Origin of the sequence: Streptomyces huiliensis, from assembly GCF_020037025.1 — a bacterium.
In the GTDB taxonomy this organism is placed as follows: domain Bacteria; phylum Actinomycetota; class Actinomycetes; order Streptomycetales; family Streptomycetaceae; genus Streptomyces; species Streptomyces huiliensis.
This window is the reverse complement of the sequence record NZ_JAIQLH010000160.1, coordinates 1-13,871: the sequence shown is the minus strand read 5'-3', so window position 1 is coordinate 13,871 and position 13,871 is coordinate 1. Positions and strand designations below refer to the sequence as shown.

The 13,871-nt window shown below is 74.4% G+C and carries 13 protein-coding genes; 3 read left to right on the top strand and 10 right to left on the bottom strand.

Annotated elements, in window-relative coordinates; all coding sequences use genetic code 11:
* Positions 1-192 precede the first annotated feature (192 nt).
* Positions 193-390, bottom strand: a complete 198-nt coding sequence (locus JNW98_RS24420) for a DUF2795 domain-containing protein (protein WP_223770435.1) — start codon at positions 388-390, stop codon at positions 193-195.
* Positions 391-508: 118 nt separating this feature from the next.
* Here JNW98_RS24420 and JNW98_RS24415 point away from each other — a divergent pair, with 118 nt between their 5' ends.
* On the top strand, positions 509-1,591 hold the full coding sequence (locus tag JNW98_RS24415) for an ABC transporter permease (protein ID WP_223770434.1): 1,083 nt from the start codon (positions 509-511) through the stop codon (positions 1,589-1,591).
* A 22-nt stretch (positions 1,592-1,613) separates the two neighbouring features.
* On the opposite strand, the gene JNW98_RS24410 is transcribed toward JNW98_RS24415, so the two are convergent.
* Positions 1,614-2,408 (bottom strand): AraC family transcriptional regulator, encoded by a 795-nt coding sequence (locus JNW98_RS24410; protein WP_223770433.1) that lies wholly within the window; start codon positions 2,406-2,408, stop codon positions 1,614-1,616.
* 97 nt (positions 2,409-2,505) lie between these two features.
* Between JNW98_RS24410 and JNW98_RS24405 the strand changes: the two genes are divergently transcribed.
* Positions 2,506-3,579, top strand: coding sequence for a chitinase (locus tag JNW98_RS24405; protein WP_223770432.1), 1,074 nt, complete (start codon positions 2,506-2,508; stop codon positions 3,577-3,579).
* 9 nt (positions 3,580-3,588) lie between these two features.
* Here the strand turns inward: JNW98_RS24405 and JNW98_RS24400 are convergent, their stop codons facing one another.
* Both JNW98_RS24400 and JNW98_RS24395 read right to left on the bottom strand, forming a co-directional pair.
* Positions 3,589-4,545: an aminoglycoside phosphotransferase family protein gene (locus JNW98_RS24400; protein WP_223770431.1), complete on the bottom strand. Its 957-nt coding sequence runs from the start codon at positions 4,543-4,545 to the stop codon at positions 3,589-3,591.
* Between the two features lie 63 nt (positions 4,546-4,608).
* Positions 4,609-5,865, bottom strand: coding sequence for a benzoate/H(+) symporter BenE family transporter (locus JNW98_RS24395; protein ID WP_223770430.1), 1,257 nt, complete (start codon positions 5,863-5,865; stop codon positions 4,609-4,611).
* A 217-nt stretch (positions 5,866-6,082) separates the two neighbouring features.
* On the opposite strand from JNW98_RS24395, the gene JNW98_RS24390 reads away from it, so the two are divergent.
* Positions 6,083-6,676, top strand: a complete 594-nt coding sequence (locus JNW98_RS24390) for a GNAT family N-acetyltransferase (protein ID WP_308015659.1) — start codon at positions 6,083-6,085, stop codon at positions 6,674-6,676.
* On the opposite strand, the gene JNW98_RS24385 is transcribed toward JNW98_RS24390, so the two are convergent.
* The 6 genes from JNW98_RS24385 to JNW98_RS24360 all read right to left on the bottom strand — a co-directional run bounded on the left by JNW98_RS24385 (position 6,628) and on the right by JNW98_RS24360 (position 13,730).
* Positions 6,628-7,722, bottom strand: coding sequence for a FecCD family ABC transporter permease (locus tag JNW98_RS24385; protein ID WP_223770429.1), 1,095 nt, complete (start codon positions 7,720-7,722; stop codon positions 6,628-6,630). The two genes, JNW98_RS24390 and JNW98_RS24385, sit on opposite strands and share 49 nt — an antisense overlap.
* Positions 7,719-8,807 (bottom strand): FecCD family ABC transporter permease, encoded by a 1,089-nt coding sequence (locus tag JNW98_RS24380; RefSeq protein ID WP_223770428.1) that lies wholly within the window; start codon positions 8,805-8,807, stop codon positions 7,719-7,721. Before JNW98_RS24380 ends, JNW98_RS24385 begins: the two co-directional genes overlap by 4 nt.
* Positions 8,804-9,637: a siderophore-interacting protein gene (locus tag JNW98_RS24375; protein ID WP_223770427.1), complete on the bottom strand. Its 834-nt coding sequence runs from the start codon at positions 9,635-9,637 to the stop codon at positions 8,804-8,806. Before JNW98_RS24375 ends, JNW98_RS24380 begins: the two co-directional genes overlap by 4 nt.
* A gap of 147 nt (positions 9,638-9,784) precedes the next feature.
* The gene (locus tag JNW98_RS24370) at positions 9,785-11,494 is read right to left on the bottom strand and encodes an ABC transporter ATP-binding protein (RefSeq protein ID WP_223770426.1); all 1,710 of its coding nucleotides are present in this window, start codon (positions 11,492-11,494) and stop codon (positions 9,785-9,787) included.
* Positions 11,487-13,427: an ABC transporter ATP-binding protein gene (locus JNW98_RS24365; RefSeq protein ID WP_223770425.1), complete on the bottom strand. Its 1,941-nt coding sequence runs from the start codon at positions 13,425-13,427 to the stop codon at positions 11,487-11,489. The genes JNW98_RS24370 and JNW98_RS24365 overlap by 8 nt, the downstream gene beginning before the upstream one ends.
* 93 nt (positions 13,428-13,520) lie before the next feature.
* The gene (locus tag JNW98_RS24360) at positions 13,521-13,730 is read right to left on the bottom strand and encodes an MbtH family protein (protein ID WP_004945011.1); all 210 of its coding nucleotides are present in this window, start codon (positions 13,728-13,730) and stop codon (positions 13,521-13,523) included.
* Between the last annotated feature and the right edge of the window lie 141 nt (positions 13,731-13,871).

The following is a 13,871-nucleotide window of genomic DNA, read 5'->3' as shown; positions in this document are numbered from 1 at the left end:
CACCGGTTCGCGGCCGGGGCTCCGCGGGCGGGTACCCGGCCGGCACAGCCGCACACAGGGTCCGGGACGGGATGAGACGACGCCCGCGCGCCGCCGGGCCGGGCCCGGGCCGGGTAAGGCGGCGGGCCGGCCGCGGCGGCGCGCGGTCGTCGTTCCGGGGCTGGGCCCGGGCGGCTGTTTTCCCTGTGACGGCTATTTCTTCTTGGTGACGGCCTCGGTCACGGCCGCCGGTGAGTCGTACTCCTTCGTGGGCATGTTGCTGAGCGCGTCCAGGGTGGTCTTGTCCGCGCCCTTCTTCTTGGCGTGTTCGACGAGGGTCTGCTTGTCGGCGGGGTAGTGCATGCCGCCGAGGCTCTTCTGGAGCTCAATGGGGTTCGGCTTCGCTGTCATGGGCTCCGGGTACCCGTGGGGCGCCAGGGGATGAGCGGACGCCCGGGAATCACCCGATCGGCCGAGCCCCGGGGACCCCGCTGCGCCGTCGTCCGACCCTCCGCATAAGGTGGCGATCATGGAAACGGAAGATCGGAATCCGGAAAACCGGCCCGGCCCGTGGGAGCGCTTCCGGCGCTCCCCCTTCCTGCCGGCCACCGTCCTCGCCCTCATCATCGCGGCGGCGGCCGGGCTGTTCGCCGGTTCGTACACCTACGCCATGGCCAACCCCACCCCGCACCGCATCCCCACCGCGGTCACGGGCGTGCCCACCTCGGAGGTCAAGCGCGTCGAGTTCGTCCAGGGCATGGAGCGCGCCTTGGACGCGTCGCTCGAACTGCACCACTACGACACCTACGCCGAGGCCCGCCGGGCGGTCGAGGAGCAGAAGGTCTACGCGATCCTGCGGACCCGGCCGCACGGCGCGGCGCTGGACGTCTCCGGCGCGTCCGGCGCCACCGTCGCCCAGCTGCTCAGTGAGACGGCGCCGAAGGTGGGGGACAAGATCGGCGTGCGGGTCGCCGTCACCGACGTCAACCCGCTGCAGGAAGGCGACCCGCGCGGGCTGGCCCTCTTCTACATCACGCTCGCGGCGGTGATCCTCGGCTTCGTCGGGGCGATCCAGCTCAGCGTCCACGCCCGCTCCCTCAACCCCGCCGAGCGCGTCGCGTTCACCGTCGTCTACTCGGTGCTCGGCAGCTTCGCCATCGCCGCCGTCGTGGACTGGGGGCTGGGGGCGCTGCACCTGCCCTTCGGGGAGTCGTGGTTCATCCTCGGGCTGACCATGTTCACCACCGGCATGGTCTTCACCATGTTCAACACGTTGTTCGGCCGCTGGGCGATGATCCCGACCTGGGGCCTGATGGTCCTCCTCGGCAACCCGTCGTCCGGCGGTGCCGTCTCCTGGCCCCTCCTCCCCTCCCCCCTCGGCGAGATCGGCCGCTGGCTGCCGCCCGGGGCCTCGGTCAACGCCCAGCACGCGGCCGTGTACTTCCGCGGCCACCAGCAGCTCTTCCCGTTCGCCGTGCTGGCGGTGTGGGCGGCGGTGTCCACGGCGGTGTTCTGGATCTGGCGCCACCGCCACCCGGGCGGCCGGGAGCTGGGCGACCGGCTCGTGGAGCGGCCGGGGCCGCCGGAAGCCGGGGCGGCGCCGTCCGCCTGAACCGTCCATGGGACGCCCGTGATCACAGGGGGAAGCGGGTGCGGTGCGCCCCGGGCGTGTGCCCGAAGGCCCGGCGGAAGACGTCGATGAAGGCGCTGCTCGACGCCCAGCCGCAGTGCCGTGCCACGGTCGAGACGGAGGCGCCCTCGGCCAGCATGCGCAGCGCGTGGTGCAACCTGACCTGGGTGCGCCACTGCGGGAAGCTCATGCCCAGTTCGGCCCGGCAGAGCCGGGTGAGCGTCCGGTCGCTGACCCCTGACTCCGCGCCCAGCTGTGCGAGGGTGCGCGGGTCGGCGGGGTCGTCGCGGAGCACGGCGCACACGGCGGCCAGCCGGGGGTCGCGGGCGGTGGGCACGTGCAGGGGCTGCTCGTCGGAGCGGCGGAGCCGGTCGAGCAGCACGGCCCGCAGGCGGAGCCGTTCCGCCGTGGGGTCGGCGGGCCCCTCGGTGTAGGCGAGGATCAGTTCCCGCAGCAGCGGTCCGACGCCGATGACGGCCGGCCGGTCGAGGGACAGCGGGTTGTCCTCCAACGGCAGTCCGACGAGGTGGATCTCGGTGTCGCCGTACGCGCGGTGCTCGTGGACGGTGCCGGCGGGGATCCAGAGCGCCCGGTTGCCCGGCGCGATCCAGCTGCCCGCGTCGGTCGTGACGGACAGGACGCCGCGGCCCGCGTAGACGATCTGGTGCTCGTCGTGCCGGTGGGCGTCGACCTCCGTCCCCGCGGGCAGCGGGCGGTGGCCGGTTGCCGCGCGCGGCGTGTGCCGGACGCGACCGGCGTGCGCATCCCTCTCGTCCCCCTGCGGTGGTGTCGTCGGCACCCCAGCCCCCCTTCTGGTCCAGACCTATTGACGGGGGCAGCGGGCGCACCTACGTTCCCTGACACCCCACTCCCACCCCCCACTTCAGGGAGCGAACGTGACCCCTCGAACCCTAGGGACAGTACGCCTGTCGGCCACCGTCCTGGCCCTGGCCTGCGCCCTGCAACTGCCCGCCGCCGCGTCCCCGTCCGGCGCCGCGTCCGATACCTCGGCGGAGGTCTGCGCCGTCAGGCCCAAGCCCGTGGGCAAGGTCCTCCAGGGCTACTGGGAGAACTGGGACGGCGCGGCCAACGGCGTCCACCCGCCGTTCGGCTGGGTCCCGGTGACCGACGGCCGGATCCGCGCCCACGGCTACAACGTCGTCAACGCGGCCTTCCCGGTCATCCTCTCCGACGGCACGGCGCTGTGGGAGGACGGCATGGACGCCACGGTGAAGGTCCCGACCCCGGCGGAGATGTGCCGGGCGAAGGCGGCCGGCGCCACGATCCTGATGTCCGTCGGCGGCGCCGCGGCGGGCATCGACCTCAACTCGTCCGCCGTCGCGGACCGCTTCGTCGACACGGTGGTGCCGATCCTGAAGAAGTACAACTTCGACGGCATCGACATCGACATCGAGACGGGCCTCACCGGCAGCGGTGACATCACCCGCCCGTCCGCCTCGCAGGCCAACCTCATGCGCATCATCGACGGCGTACTGGCCCGGATGCCCGACGGCTTCGGACTGACGATGGCGCCCGAGACGGCCTACGTGACCGGCGGCAGCGTGACGTACGGCTCCATCTGGGGCGCCTACCTGCCGATCGTGAAGAAGTACGCCGACAACGGCCGGCTGTGGTGGCTCAACATGCAGTACTACAACGGGAACATGTACGGCTGCTCCGGCGACTCCTACTCCGCCGGCACGGTCCAGGGGTTCACCGCGCAGACCGACTGCCTGGACCGGGGCCTGGTCGTCCAGGGCACCACCATCAAGGTGCCCTACGACAAGCAGGTCCCCGGCCTGCCGGCCCAGCCGGGCGCCGGCGGCGGCTACATGACGCCCAATCAGGTCGGGCAGGTCTGGCGGAACTACGGCGGCCGGCTCAAGGGCCTGATGACCTGGTCCGTCAACTGGGACGGCTCGAAGGGGTGGACGTTCGGCGACAACGTCAAGTCCATGCAAGGCCGTTGAGGCCCTCCGCTACGGGAGGTCCGCCGTCAGCGGCGCGCGGTCGCGCCACATCGCGACCATCGGCTCCAGCATCGGCCCGAGTTCGGGCATGCGCGGGACGACGCTGAGCGCCGACACCGTCTGGAGCAGCCGCGCCCCTTCCATGACGTCCAGCAGCGCGCGGTCGACGGGGGCGCCGCCCGCGCGCTCGTACGCCTCGACGCCGAGGGGGCCGACGAGGGTGAGGTCCCACTCGACGGGACCGCGGGTCGCGTCCTCGAAGTCGCTGAAGCGGTGGCCCTCGGCGGTGCGCAGGACGTTGTAGGCCGGGGAGTCGCCGTGCAGGGCCTGGAGGCGGGCGCCGGGGAAGCGGGCGGGCAGGTCGGTGATCAGGGTCTCCAGGGCGGCGTACTCCGCCTCGGCGCGGTCGAGGTCGGCCGTCGTGAGCGTCCGCGGGTCCTTGCGCAGGGCCTTCAGCGCCGAGCCGATCGCCGGGACGAGCGGGGCGAGGACGGGCAGCTCGCCGGGGAAGTCGGCGAGGTGTCGGTGCAACTCGGCTGCCCAGGCGGTCTGTTCGGTGAAGCGGGCCTGCATCGCCGCGGCGTCGTCCTGCGGGAGGTCGGACAGCCGGTCGGTCTCGGTGACGAACTCCCAGAAGGTGAGCGACGTCCCGTCGATCTCCACCGGCTCGCGGGGCACGAGCGGGCTGGGCCCGACGACGGGGACGCCCCGGTCGGCCAGCCAGCCGGTCACCGCCAGCTCGCGCCGCTGCTTGGCCACCAGTTCGTCGAACGGAGTGAGCGCCAGGGACGGCACGCGGACCACGACCGGGTCCGGCGCCAGGTGCACCAGGACGTTGAAGACGTCGTGCAGGACGCGGGGTTCGTCGGCGCGCAGGCCGAGCCGGCGGCCGGCGCGGGTCGCGAGGTCGACGGCGCGCCGGGCGCGGTCGCCGAGGTTGGCGTCGGGGGAATGCGGGTTGCCCATGGAGATGATCTTGCCTGGTGGGCAGCCCGGTTGTCGACGCCGTTTCGCGGCCCGTCGCACGGTTCAGGCTGCCGCGGACCGCCGCCGGTACGTCAGCACGAGGTGGGCGCCCATGCCGAGGACCAGCCCCCAGAAGGCGGACCCGATGCCGAGGAGGGTGACGCCTGAGGCGGTGGCCAGGAAGGTGACCAGGGCCGCCTCCCGGTCCTCGGGGTCCTGGACGGCGCCGGTCAGGCCACCGGAGAGGGCGCCGAGGAGGGCGACGCCCGCGACCGCGGCGACCAGTTCCTTGGGCAGCCCGGCGAAGAACACCACGAGCGTGGCGCCGAAGACGCCGATGAGCAGGTAGAACACGCCGCAGGCGACGCCCGCGACGTAGCGCCGGCGCGGGTCCCGGTGGGCCTCCGGGCCGGTGCAGATGGCGGCGGTGATGGCCGCGAGGTTGACGGCGTGCGAGCCGAAGGGGGCGAGCAGGGCGGAGACCGCGCCGGTCGTGCCGATCAGCAGGCGGTCGTCGGGCCGGTAGCCGGACGCGGTGAGGACGGCCATGCCGGGGGCGTTCTGCGAGGCGAGGGTGGCGATGGTGAGGGGGACGGCGATGCCGATGAGGGACGCGACGGAGAAGTGCGGCGCGGTCAGCACCGGCCGGGCGAACTCGATCCCGTTCAGGTGCACGTCGAGGCGGGAGTCGGCGGCGGCGCAGACGACACCGACGGCCAGGGCCGCGAGGACGGCGTAGCGGGGCAGCCACCGCTTGGCGAGGAGGTAGGCGAGGAGGACGGAACCGGCGACGAGGGGCGCGGTCTTCAGGGAGGTGAAGACGCCGGTGCCGAACGGGAAGAGGATGCCCGCGAGCATGGCGGAGACGACGGCGGCCGGCACCCGGCGTATGAGCCGGCCGAACACGCCGGTCAGCCCGGCGACGGCGATGGCGACTCCGCTGACGAGGAACGCCCCGATCGCCTCCGGGTAGGAATAGGCGCCGAGTCCCGTGACCAGGAGCGCCGCGCCGGGCGTCGACCAGGCGGTGATGACGGGCATCCGGGTCCGCAGGCTCAGCCCGAGGCAGGTGAGGCCGCTGCCGAGCGAGATGGCCCAGACCCAGGAGCCGGTCTGGGCGGTGTCCAGGTGCCCGGCCCGCGCCGCGGTGAGGACGATGGCGAGCGGGCCCGAGTAGGACACCACGACGGCGACGAGCCCGGCGAGTACGGCGGAGAGGGACGCGTCGCGCAGGAGGCGGGGGCGGTCGGGCGGCGGCGTTCCGGGCGCGTCCTCTTGGGCGGCGGCGGGGTCGGTGGAGCTGCTGGTGCCCGAGGTCATGGGGGGTCCTCTTCTGTCGGCGGGCCCCCGACGGTATAGCGCCGCCGATCAAGCTTCCACCCTGTTCCGGAGGGGTGAGCGGAAGCCGATTTCCCACTTGCGCCACCGGGCGGACGCCTTGTGGACCCCCACCCGTCTCCAACATCGACTTAGGTTAGGCTGACCTAACTAAACGACTGATCCGGCGATGTGATCCGGCGACAGGAAAGGTGCCACCGTGACGACGGCGTTCCCCCACGAGGTCCGCACCGCGGTCCTCACGCCCCTCGGCGAACGGGACCTCGGCGAGCGCGACGCGGGCCGCGTCCGCGCGGCCGGACCGGCCGACGCCGCCGCGCTGCACGCGCTCTCCGAGCCCTTCATGCGCTCGGGCGCCCTCCGCCGCCGGGCCCGCCGGCTCTACGAGCTGACGGCGGACCAGTTCCTGGTGGCCGAGGAGCCGGACGGGACGCCGGAGGGCTGTGTGGCCCTGCGCGTCTACGCGGACGAGCCGGCCGCCGTCCTCCACAACTTCTGCGTCCGCGCCGACCGTCAGCGCCGCGGCGTGGGTTCGCGGCTGCTGGCCGCCCTGCTGGCGGAGGCCGCCGCCCGGTCGGTGAGCGAGGTGTACGCGGCCACGACCGGCGGCGGGCAGTCGTTCCTCCGCGCCGGGTTCCGGGAGACGGACGCCTCGGCGGCGCCCCGGGTCTGGGCCGCCGCGCTGGACCCGGCCCGCGGCTCCCGGATCTTCGTCCGCCCGCTGACCGGCCCCGCCGTCCCCGCTCAGCCCCGCCCGGACCGCCACTGTCTGGCCAGCACCCACACCAGGTAGCAGCCGCCGACGACCCCGGTGAGCACCCCGACGGGCAACTGCGTGGGCGCCAGCATCCGCTGGGCGGCGATGTCGCTGAGTGACAGCAGCAGGGCGCCCATCACCGTCGACGCGAGCAGGTTGGGCCCGGTGGCCCGGGTGAGCCGGCGGACGACCTGCGGGGCGACCAGCGCGACGAACGGGACGGGTCCCGCGACGGCCGTCGACAGCGCCGTCAGTCCGACGCCCACGGTGAGCGCGCCGGAGGTGACGCGCTGGACGGGCACCCCGAGCGCGGCGGCCGTGTCCTCGCCCATCTCCAGCATCCGCAGCGGCCGGCCGAGCAGTACGGCCGCCGGCCCGAGGACGGCCAGCGAGGCGACCATCGTCCAGACGTGCTCCCAGCCGCGGCCGTTGAGGCTGCCGGTGAGCCAGACCTGGGCGCTCTGCGCGTCGTTGAACGAAGCGCGCGCGATCAGGTAGGCGTTGGCGGCGGAGAGCAGCGAGCTGACGCCGATGCCCACCAGGATCAGCCGATAGCCGGCCGCGCCGCCGCGCCAGGCGAGCAGGTAGACGGCGGCGCTGGTGACCGCGCAGCCGACGACGGACCCGACGGCGACGGAGGCGGCGCCCGCGCCGAGCACCAGGATGGTGACGAGGGCGCCGGTGGCGGAGCCCACGGTGAAGCCGATGACGTCGGGGCTGCCGAGCGGGTTGCGGGCGAGGGTCTGGAAGAGGGCGCCGGACAGCCCCAGGGCGGCGCCGACCAGCAGCGCTGTCAGCAGCCGGGGCAGCCGGAGCTCGCCGACGATGTAATCCGCGCCGGGCACGTTCTCGCCGGCCAGCACCTTCAGCACGTCGGATACGGGGACGTGGAAGTCGCCCGTGGTCAGCGTCCAGACGCCGACGACGGCGGCGGCCAGCGCGAGGAGGGCGCCGACGGCGGTGGCGCGCGGGTCCCAGCGCACCGACAGGTTCCGGCCGGGCCCCGGCAGGCGCAGGGCGCGCGGCAGGCGCCGCGTCGCCGGGCCGGCGGCGGGGCGCGCGGGCGTGGTGCTGCTGGTCACAGTTGGGCGATCCTCTTGCGGCGGACGAGGGCGATGAACAGGGGTGCTCCGAGGAACGCGGTGACGACGCCGGCCTCCAGCTCCTCGTTGGCCAGCACGACGCGGCCGACGATGTCGGCGGCGAGCAGCAGGGCCGCGGCGAGGACGGCGCTGTAGGGCAGCAGCCAGCGCTGGTCGGGGCCGGTGATCAGCCGGGCGAGATGCGGAACGGCCAGTCCCACGAAGGCGATCGGGCCGACGGCGGCGGTGGCCGCGCCGCACAGCAGGGTGACCGCCGCCATGGTCGCGAACTGGGTACGGCCCGGATGGGCGCCGAGCGACCGCGCGGTGTCCTCGCCGAGGGCGATGGCGTTGAGCGGCCGGGCCAGCAGCGCGGCCAGCACGGCTCCGGCGCCCAGGAAGGGCAGCACCTGGACGAGGACGGAGCCCGACTGCCCGGCGAGCGTGCCGATCTGCCAGAACCGGAACTTGTTGAGGCTCAGCGGGTCCAGCAGGACCAGCCCGTTGACGAAGGCGGTCAGCACGGCCGAGACGGCCGTGCCGGCGAGCGCCAGCCGTACGGGCGTGGCCCGCGACCGGCCCCGCGTGCCCAGCAGGTAGACCACGGCCGCGGCGACGGCCGCCCCCAGCAGCGCGGCCCAGACGTAGGCGGAGAAGGAGCCGAGGTCGAGCAGGGCGGTGGAGCCGGCGACGGCGGCCGCCGCGCCCGCGTTGACGCCCAGCAGTCCCGGGTCGGCGAGCGGGTTGCGGGTGAGGGCCTGCATCAGGGCGCCGGCCAGGCCGAGCGACGCGCCGATGACGATCCCGAACAGGCTGCGCGGCAGCCGGGAGGTGCGGACGACGATCCAGTCGTCGCTCTGCGGGTCCCGGGTCAGCAGCGCGTGGACGACATCGCCGGGCGCGATGCTCTTGGCGCCGATGCCGATGCCGAGGACGGCCAGGACGAGGACGAGGCCGGCGCAGGCCAGCAGGCCGGCGGCCCGGCGGGCGTGCCAGGCGCGCCCGGCCCGCGGCGGTGCGGAGACGGGAGGGGGCGAGGAGGGGGGTGCGGGTGAGCCGGTGACGGCCGGGGCGGTCGTGCTCACGCGTGCTCGTGCTCTTCGTCCTCGTGGTGGTCGTGGTTCTCCACGCCGCGCTTCCAGTAACCGTCCACGTCCACCTGCTCCTTGGCCAGGCCGAGCTCGCGGCGCAGGTAGCGGCGGATGGGCTTGAGGCTGGTGGCCTCGCCGGCGACCCAGGCGAAGCCGAGGCCGTCGGTGGGGAGTTCGGCGGCGCGGATGGCGCGTTCGATGAGGTCGCTGCGGCCCGCCGGGGTGGTGCCGCGGTGCAGCCAGGTCAGCGAGAGGTCGGTGGCGGTGCGGAAGGTCTGCTCGTCCTCCGGGCCGGGGACCTCGGCGAAGGCGATGACGCGGACGCCGGCGGGGAGCTTCTCCAGCCAGCGGCCGAGGGCCGGGAGGGCGGTCTCCTCGGCGGCCAGCAGGTACCAGTCGTGGACCATCGGCAGTACCTCGGAGCCGCGCGGGCCGAGGACGCCGAGCCGCATGCCGGGCCGGGCCCGCTCGGCCCAGGAGGAGCCGACGCCGCTGCCGTGCAGGACCATGTCGACGTCGAGCTCGCGGGCGTCGCGGCGGTAGTGGCGGACCGTGTAGTCGCGGGTGATGGGCTCCACGGGGGCGTCCATCCACGTGTCGTTCACGACGACCGGCTCGACGGGGAGTTCGGAGCCGTCGTGGGCGAAGCAGAGCTTCACGTGGTCGGTGGGCGCCTGCTCGCAGAAGCCGTCGAGGTCGGGGCCGCCGAGGGTGACCCGTACGGTGGAGGGGGTGATCCGGTCGACCTTCCGCACTTCAAGCAAGCGGTACTTGAGGGGGTGGCGGACGATGCGCATGCGCGGGAGCAGCGTGTCGGTGGTCATCGATCATCCCAATCCGGTCGGGCGTACGGCGGGGCCGGTGCCGGTACCACCGCGGCCCCCGGCGCGGCGTACGCGCGGGGGCCGACGGGGATCGGCTCGTCGGTCGGGCCAACCTCCCCGACCGAGGTTAGGCTACCCTAACTCAGATCATGAGTGATGCGCCATCCGCCCGGCCACCCGGCCCTGTTCGAGCCGGATCACCCGCGGCAGCCGCGCGATCGTGGCCGGCCGGTGGGCGATGACGATGAGGGTGCGGTCCTCGCTCATGCCGTCCAGGGCGTGCTCCAGCCGGGCCGCCGTCACGGGGTCGATGTCGGCGGTGGCCTCGTCGAGGACGAGCACCGCGGGGTCGGCGAGCGCCGCCCGCAGCAGGCCGACGATCTGCCGCTCCCCCGCCGAGAGCCGCTCGCCGCGGACGCCCACCTCGGCGTCCAGCCCGCCCAGGTCGCGCAGCCAGTCCTCCAGTCCCAGTTCGCGGACGGCCCGTTCCATGGCGGCCCGGTCCGGGGCGCTGTGCACCAGCTCCAGGTTGCGGGCGATCGAGCCGGTCACCATGCGGACCTCCTGCGGCACCAGGACGACCCGGCGCCGCAGTTCGGCCTCGGACAGCTCCCGCAGGTCCGTCCCGGCGAACGTGACGGCGCCCCGGTCGGGGGCGTAGAGCCCGCAGAGCAGCTTGGACAGGGTGGTCTTGCCGGAGCCCGTCTCACCGACGACCCCGACGCGGTCACCGGCGGGGAACGCCAGGGACACGTCACTCAGCACCCGGGTGCCGTCCTGGTACCCGTACTCCACCCCCTCGCAGCGCAGTTCCCCGCGGGCCGGCAGGTCCGCCGGGCTCGCGGCGGCGGGCGCCTTGGGCTTGACCCGCTCGGTGGCGGCGAGTAGGTCGAGCAGCCGGGCCAGGCCGGTGCGCGCGGTCTGCACATGGCCGACGAGCTGCGAGAGATCGGAGAAGGAGTCGAAGAGGTTGCGGCTGGCAAGCACGAAAGTGACGACGGTGCCGATGGTGATGTCGCCGTGCGACGCCTGCCAGCCGCCGAAGAGGAGCAGCGCGACGAGCGCGACGCCCTCGATGAGGCTCACCAGGTCGATGCGGTTCTCCACCCGGATGGCCCGGCGGGCGGCGGTGACCGCCACGGCGTTCTCCCGCCCGAAGCGGCGCGTCCAGCCCGGCAGCCCGCCGGCGGTCTGCAGCGCCTCCCGGACGGTGAGGGTCTCGCTGAACGTGGCGGCCACGGTGGCCTCGGCCGTCGCCTTCCCGCCGAACGCGGCGGACGCGTCCCGCTGGAACCAGCGCATCGCCAGCAGCGCCGGCGGGACGAACACGACGAGCTGCACCAGCGCCAGCTGCCACGAGTAGACGAACAGCAGGCACAGTGTGAAGACGAGCGTGGCCGTGGCGGACACCAGGTTCCGCAGGTGCATCCGGACGAACGCGGCCAGCGCGGCCACCTCGCCGGTGGTGCGGCGCAGCAGTTCGCCGGTGCGGTGCGACTCCAGGAACCGCAGCGGTGCCGACGCCAGGTTGGCGACGGACCGTTCGCGCAGGCTGCGGACGACGTTCTCGCCGGCCTTGGCGAGCAGGAGTTCGCCGGACCGGGCCAGGCCGAGCTGGACGACGGCGAGGGCGACCAGCGCCCCGGCGGCGACGAGCAGTCCGGTGCGGTCGCCGGCCTTGAGCGCGTCGGTGGCGCGGCCGACCAGCGGGGCGACGGCGACCAGCGCGGCGGAGTCGGCGAGGCCCACCGCGACGGCGGTGATCAGGGCCCGCCGGTGCGGACGGAGGTGGGGGGCGGCCCGGCGCAGCACGTGCCGCTCGTCGGGCCGGTCGTCGAGGAGTACGGGCTCAGCCACGGTCGGCCTCCGGGTGCGCGGCGGACAGGGCGGGCACGGCGGCCTCTCCGGGGGTGGGGGTGGTGTCGCGGTCGGCGAGGGTGACGACGCGGTCGGCGGCCTCCAGGACGGCGGTCCGGTGGGTCGCGAAGAGGACCGTACGCCCGTCGGCCCAGCCCCGCAGCCGCTTCAGGACCTCGGCTTCGGTGGTGGTGTCGAGGGCGGAGGTGCAGTCGTCCAGCACCAGCACCTCGGGGTCGCCGAGCAGGCCGCGCGCGAGGGCGAGGCGCTGGATCTGCCCGCCGGACAAGGCCGTTCCGCTCTCGCCGAGCGGGGTGTCGTAGCCGTCGGGCATGGCGGCGATCTGGTCGTGGACGCAGGCCGTCTCACAGGCGGCCCGCAGGGCCTCGTCGGACAGGTCGCGGCCGAGCCGCAGGTTCTCGGCGACGGTCCCGGACAGCAGCAGCGGCCGCTGGGCCACGTATCCGATGCGGCGGCGGACGTCGTCGAGCGCGGCGTCGCGCAGGTCGGTGCCACCGTAGCGGACGGTCCCGGTGGCCGGGTCGTCCAGCCGGGCGGGCAGCCGCAGCAGGGTGCTCTTGCCGGAGCCGGTGGCGCCCTGGACGGCCACGAACTCGCCGCGCCGGACGGTCAGGTCGAGCGGTGCGAGGACGGTGACGCCGTCGCGGACGGCGCTGACGCCGGTCAGCTCCAGGTCCCCGCCGGCGGTGAGCGCGACCGGCTCGGCCGGGTCGGTGACGGTGGAGGTGAGGGACAGCGCCTCGTCGATCCGGGCGGCGGCCACGTCGGCCTGGCCACGCTCGAGGAGCCGCTGCACCAGGACGCGGGTGGCCAGCGTGACGGTGGCCATCCACGAGGTGAAGGCGACCAGCCCGCCGATGGTCAGCCGGCCGTCGAGGACGGCGAGCCCGCCGACGCCCACGCCGACCGCGACGGCCAGCCGGGGCACGAAGGGCGCCACGGCGGCCCAGTTCGCCTCGATCCGGGCGGCCTTGACGGTCTTCTCGGTGACCGTGGCGCTGGCGGTGTCGTGCCGGTCGAGCAGCGGCCGGTGCCCGCCGGTGCCACGCAGCCCGGTGCCGACCTGGAGCAGGTCGGCGACGGCCTCGGCCCGTTCGCCGTGGGCGGCGGACAGCTCGTCGCTGGCGGCGCCGAAGCGGCGCGGGAAGTACAGGTTGACCCAGGTGAGGAAGGGCAGCATGCCCACCGTCACCAGCAGCAGGACGGGGTCGAGCGCGGCCAGGCCGGGCAGCACGAGGACGAAGGTGGTGGCGAGCACCACCCACACGGCGAGGCCGTGCACCCACTCCCGGACCATGTCCGTGTCCCGGGTGGCGCGCATGGCCAGGTCGCCGTGGCCGCGCTCGGCGAGGGCGGCCCGGTCCAGCCCGGCCAGCCGGCCGAGCAGCCGCGCCCGCAGGTCGGCGCCGACCCGGGCGTCGGTGACGCTCGCCCAGTACTGCCAGCCGTAGAGCCCGGCGAACTGCACGCAGGCGGCGAGCGCGGTGGCACCGGACCAGAGCAGCAGGGCGCCGTCGTCCTCGCCCGTGATGCCGTCGTCCAGGGCCCGCTGGACGCACCACGGGACGGCGAGCAGCGCGACCTGACGGAGGCAGGCGGAGATCATCCCGGCGAACAGCGTGGCCCGGTGCGGGCGCAGCGAGCCGCGCAGCAGCCGGCGGGCGCGGCGGCGGCGCTCGGCGGGGAGGCTCTTCGGGTCGTCGTCCTCGTCCTCGGTCTCGGCCTCGGTCTCGGTCTCCTCGACGTCGACATCGGCGGCGGCGGGTTCTTCTTCCTCAGCCACCGGTCCGGTGGCAAGCGCCCGTTCGTCGGTGGGAGCCCGGTCCTTCGCGGGCTCGGCGGCCGGCCGGTCGCCCGGTGGCCGGTCGGCGTGGCCGGGGTGCTGCTCCGGCTTGGCGGGGTGGGTGCTCACGACGTCAGGTATCCGATCCGAGGGGTGGTTCGACCGCGCGGTCCGGCCGGGACGACCGGTCCGGACCGCGCGGGGCGGGGGCGGGGGTCCGGGTCAGGACCGCGCGGCGAGACTGGCCGGACGCATGTCGGTCCAGTTCGCGTCCACGTACTCGGTGCAGCCCTGGAGGCTGTCCTCGCCGTGCACGACGGTCCAGCCGGCGGGGACCTCGGCGAACACCGGCCACAGCGAGTGCTGGTTCTCGGCGTTGACGAGGACGTAGTAGCGGGCGTCGTTGTCCTCGAAGGGGTTGGTGGCGCTCATCTGCTGTGCTCCTTGGGTGAAGTGGAGGGGGTCCGGGGTCGATTGTTGGTGATCTTGGGTGGTTCAGGAAAGGGCCGCGGCGGCCTCCGGGGCTCCCTCGGCCTCGTCCGGCCGGGCGGAGAGGAAGGCCGCGAGCTCGGC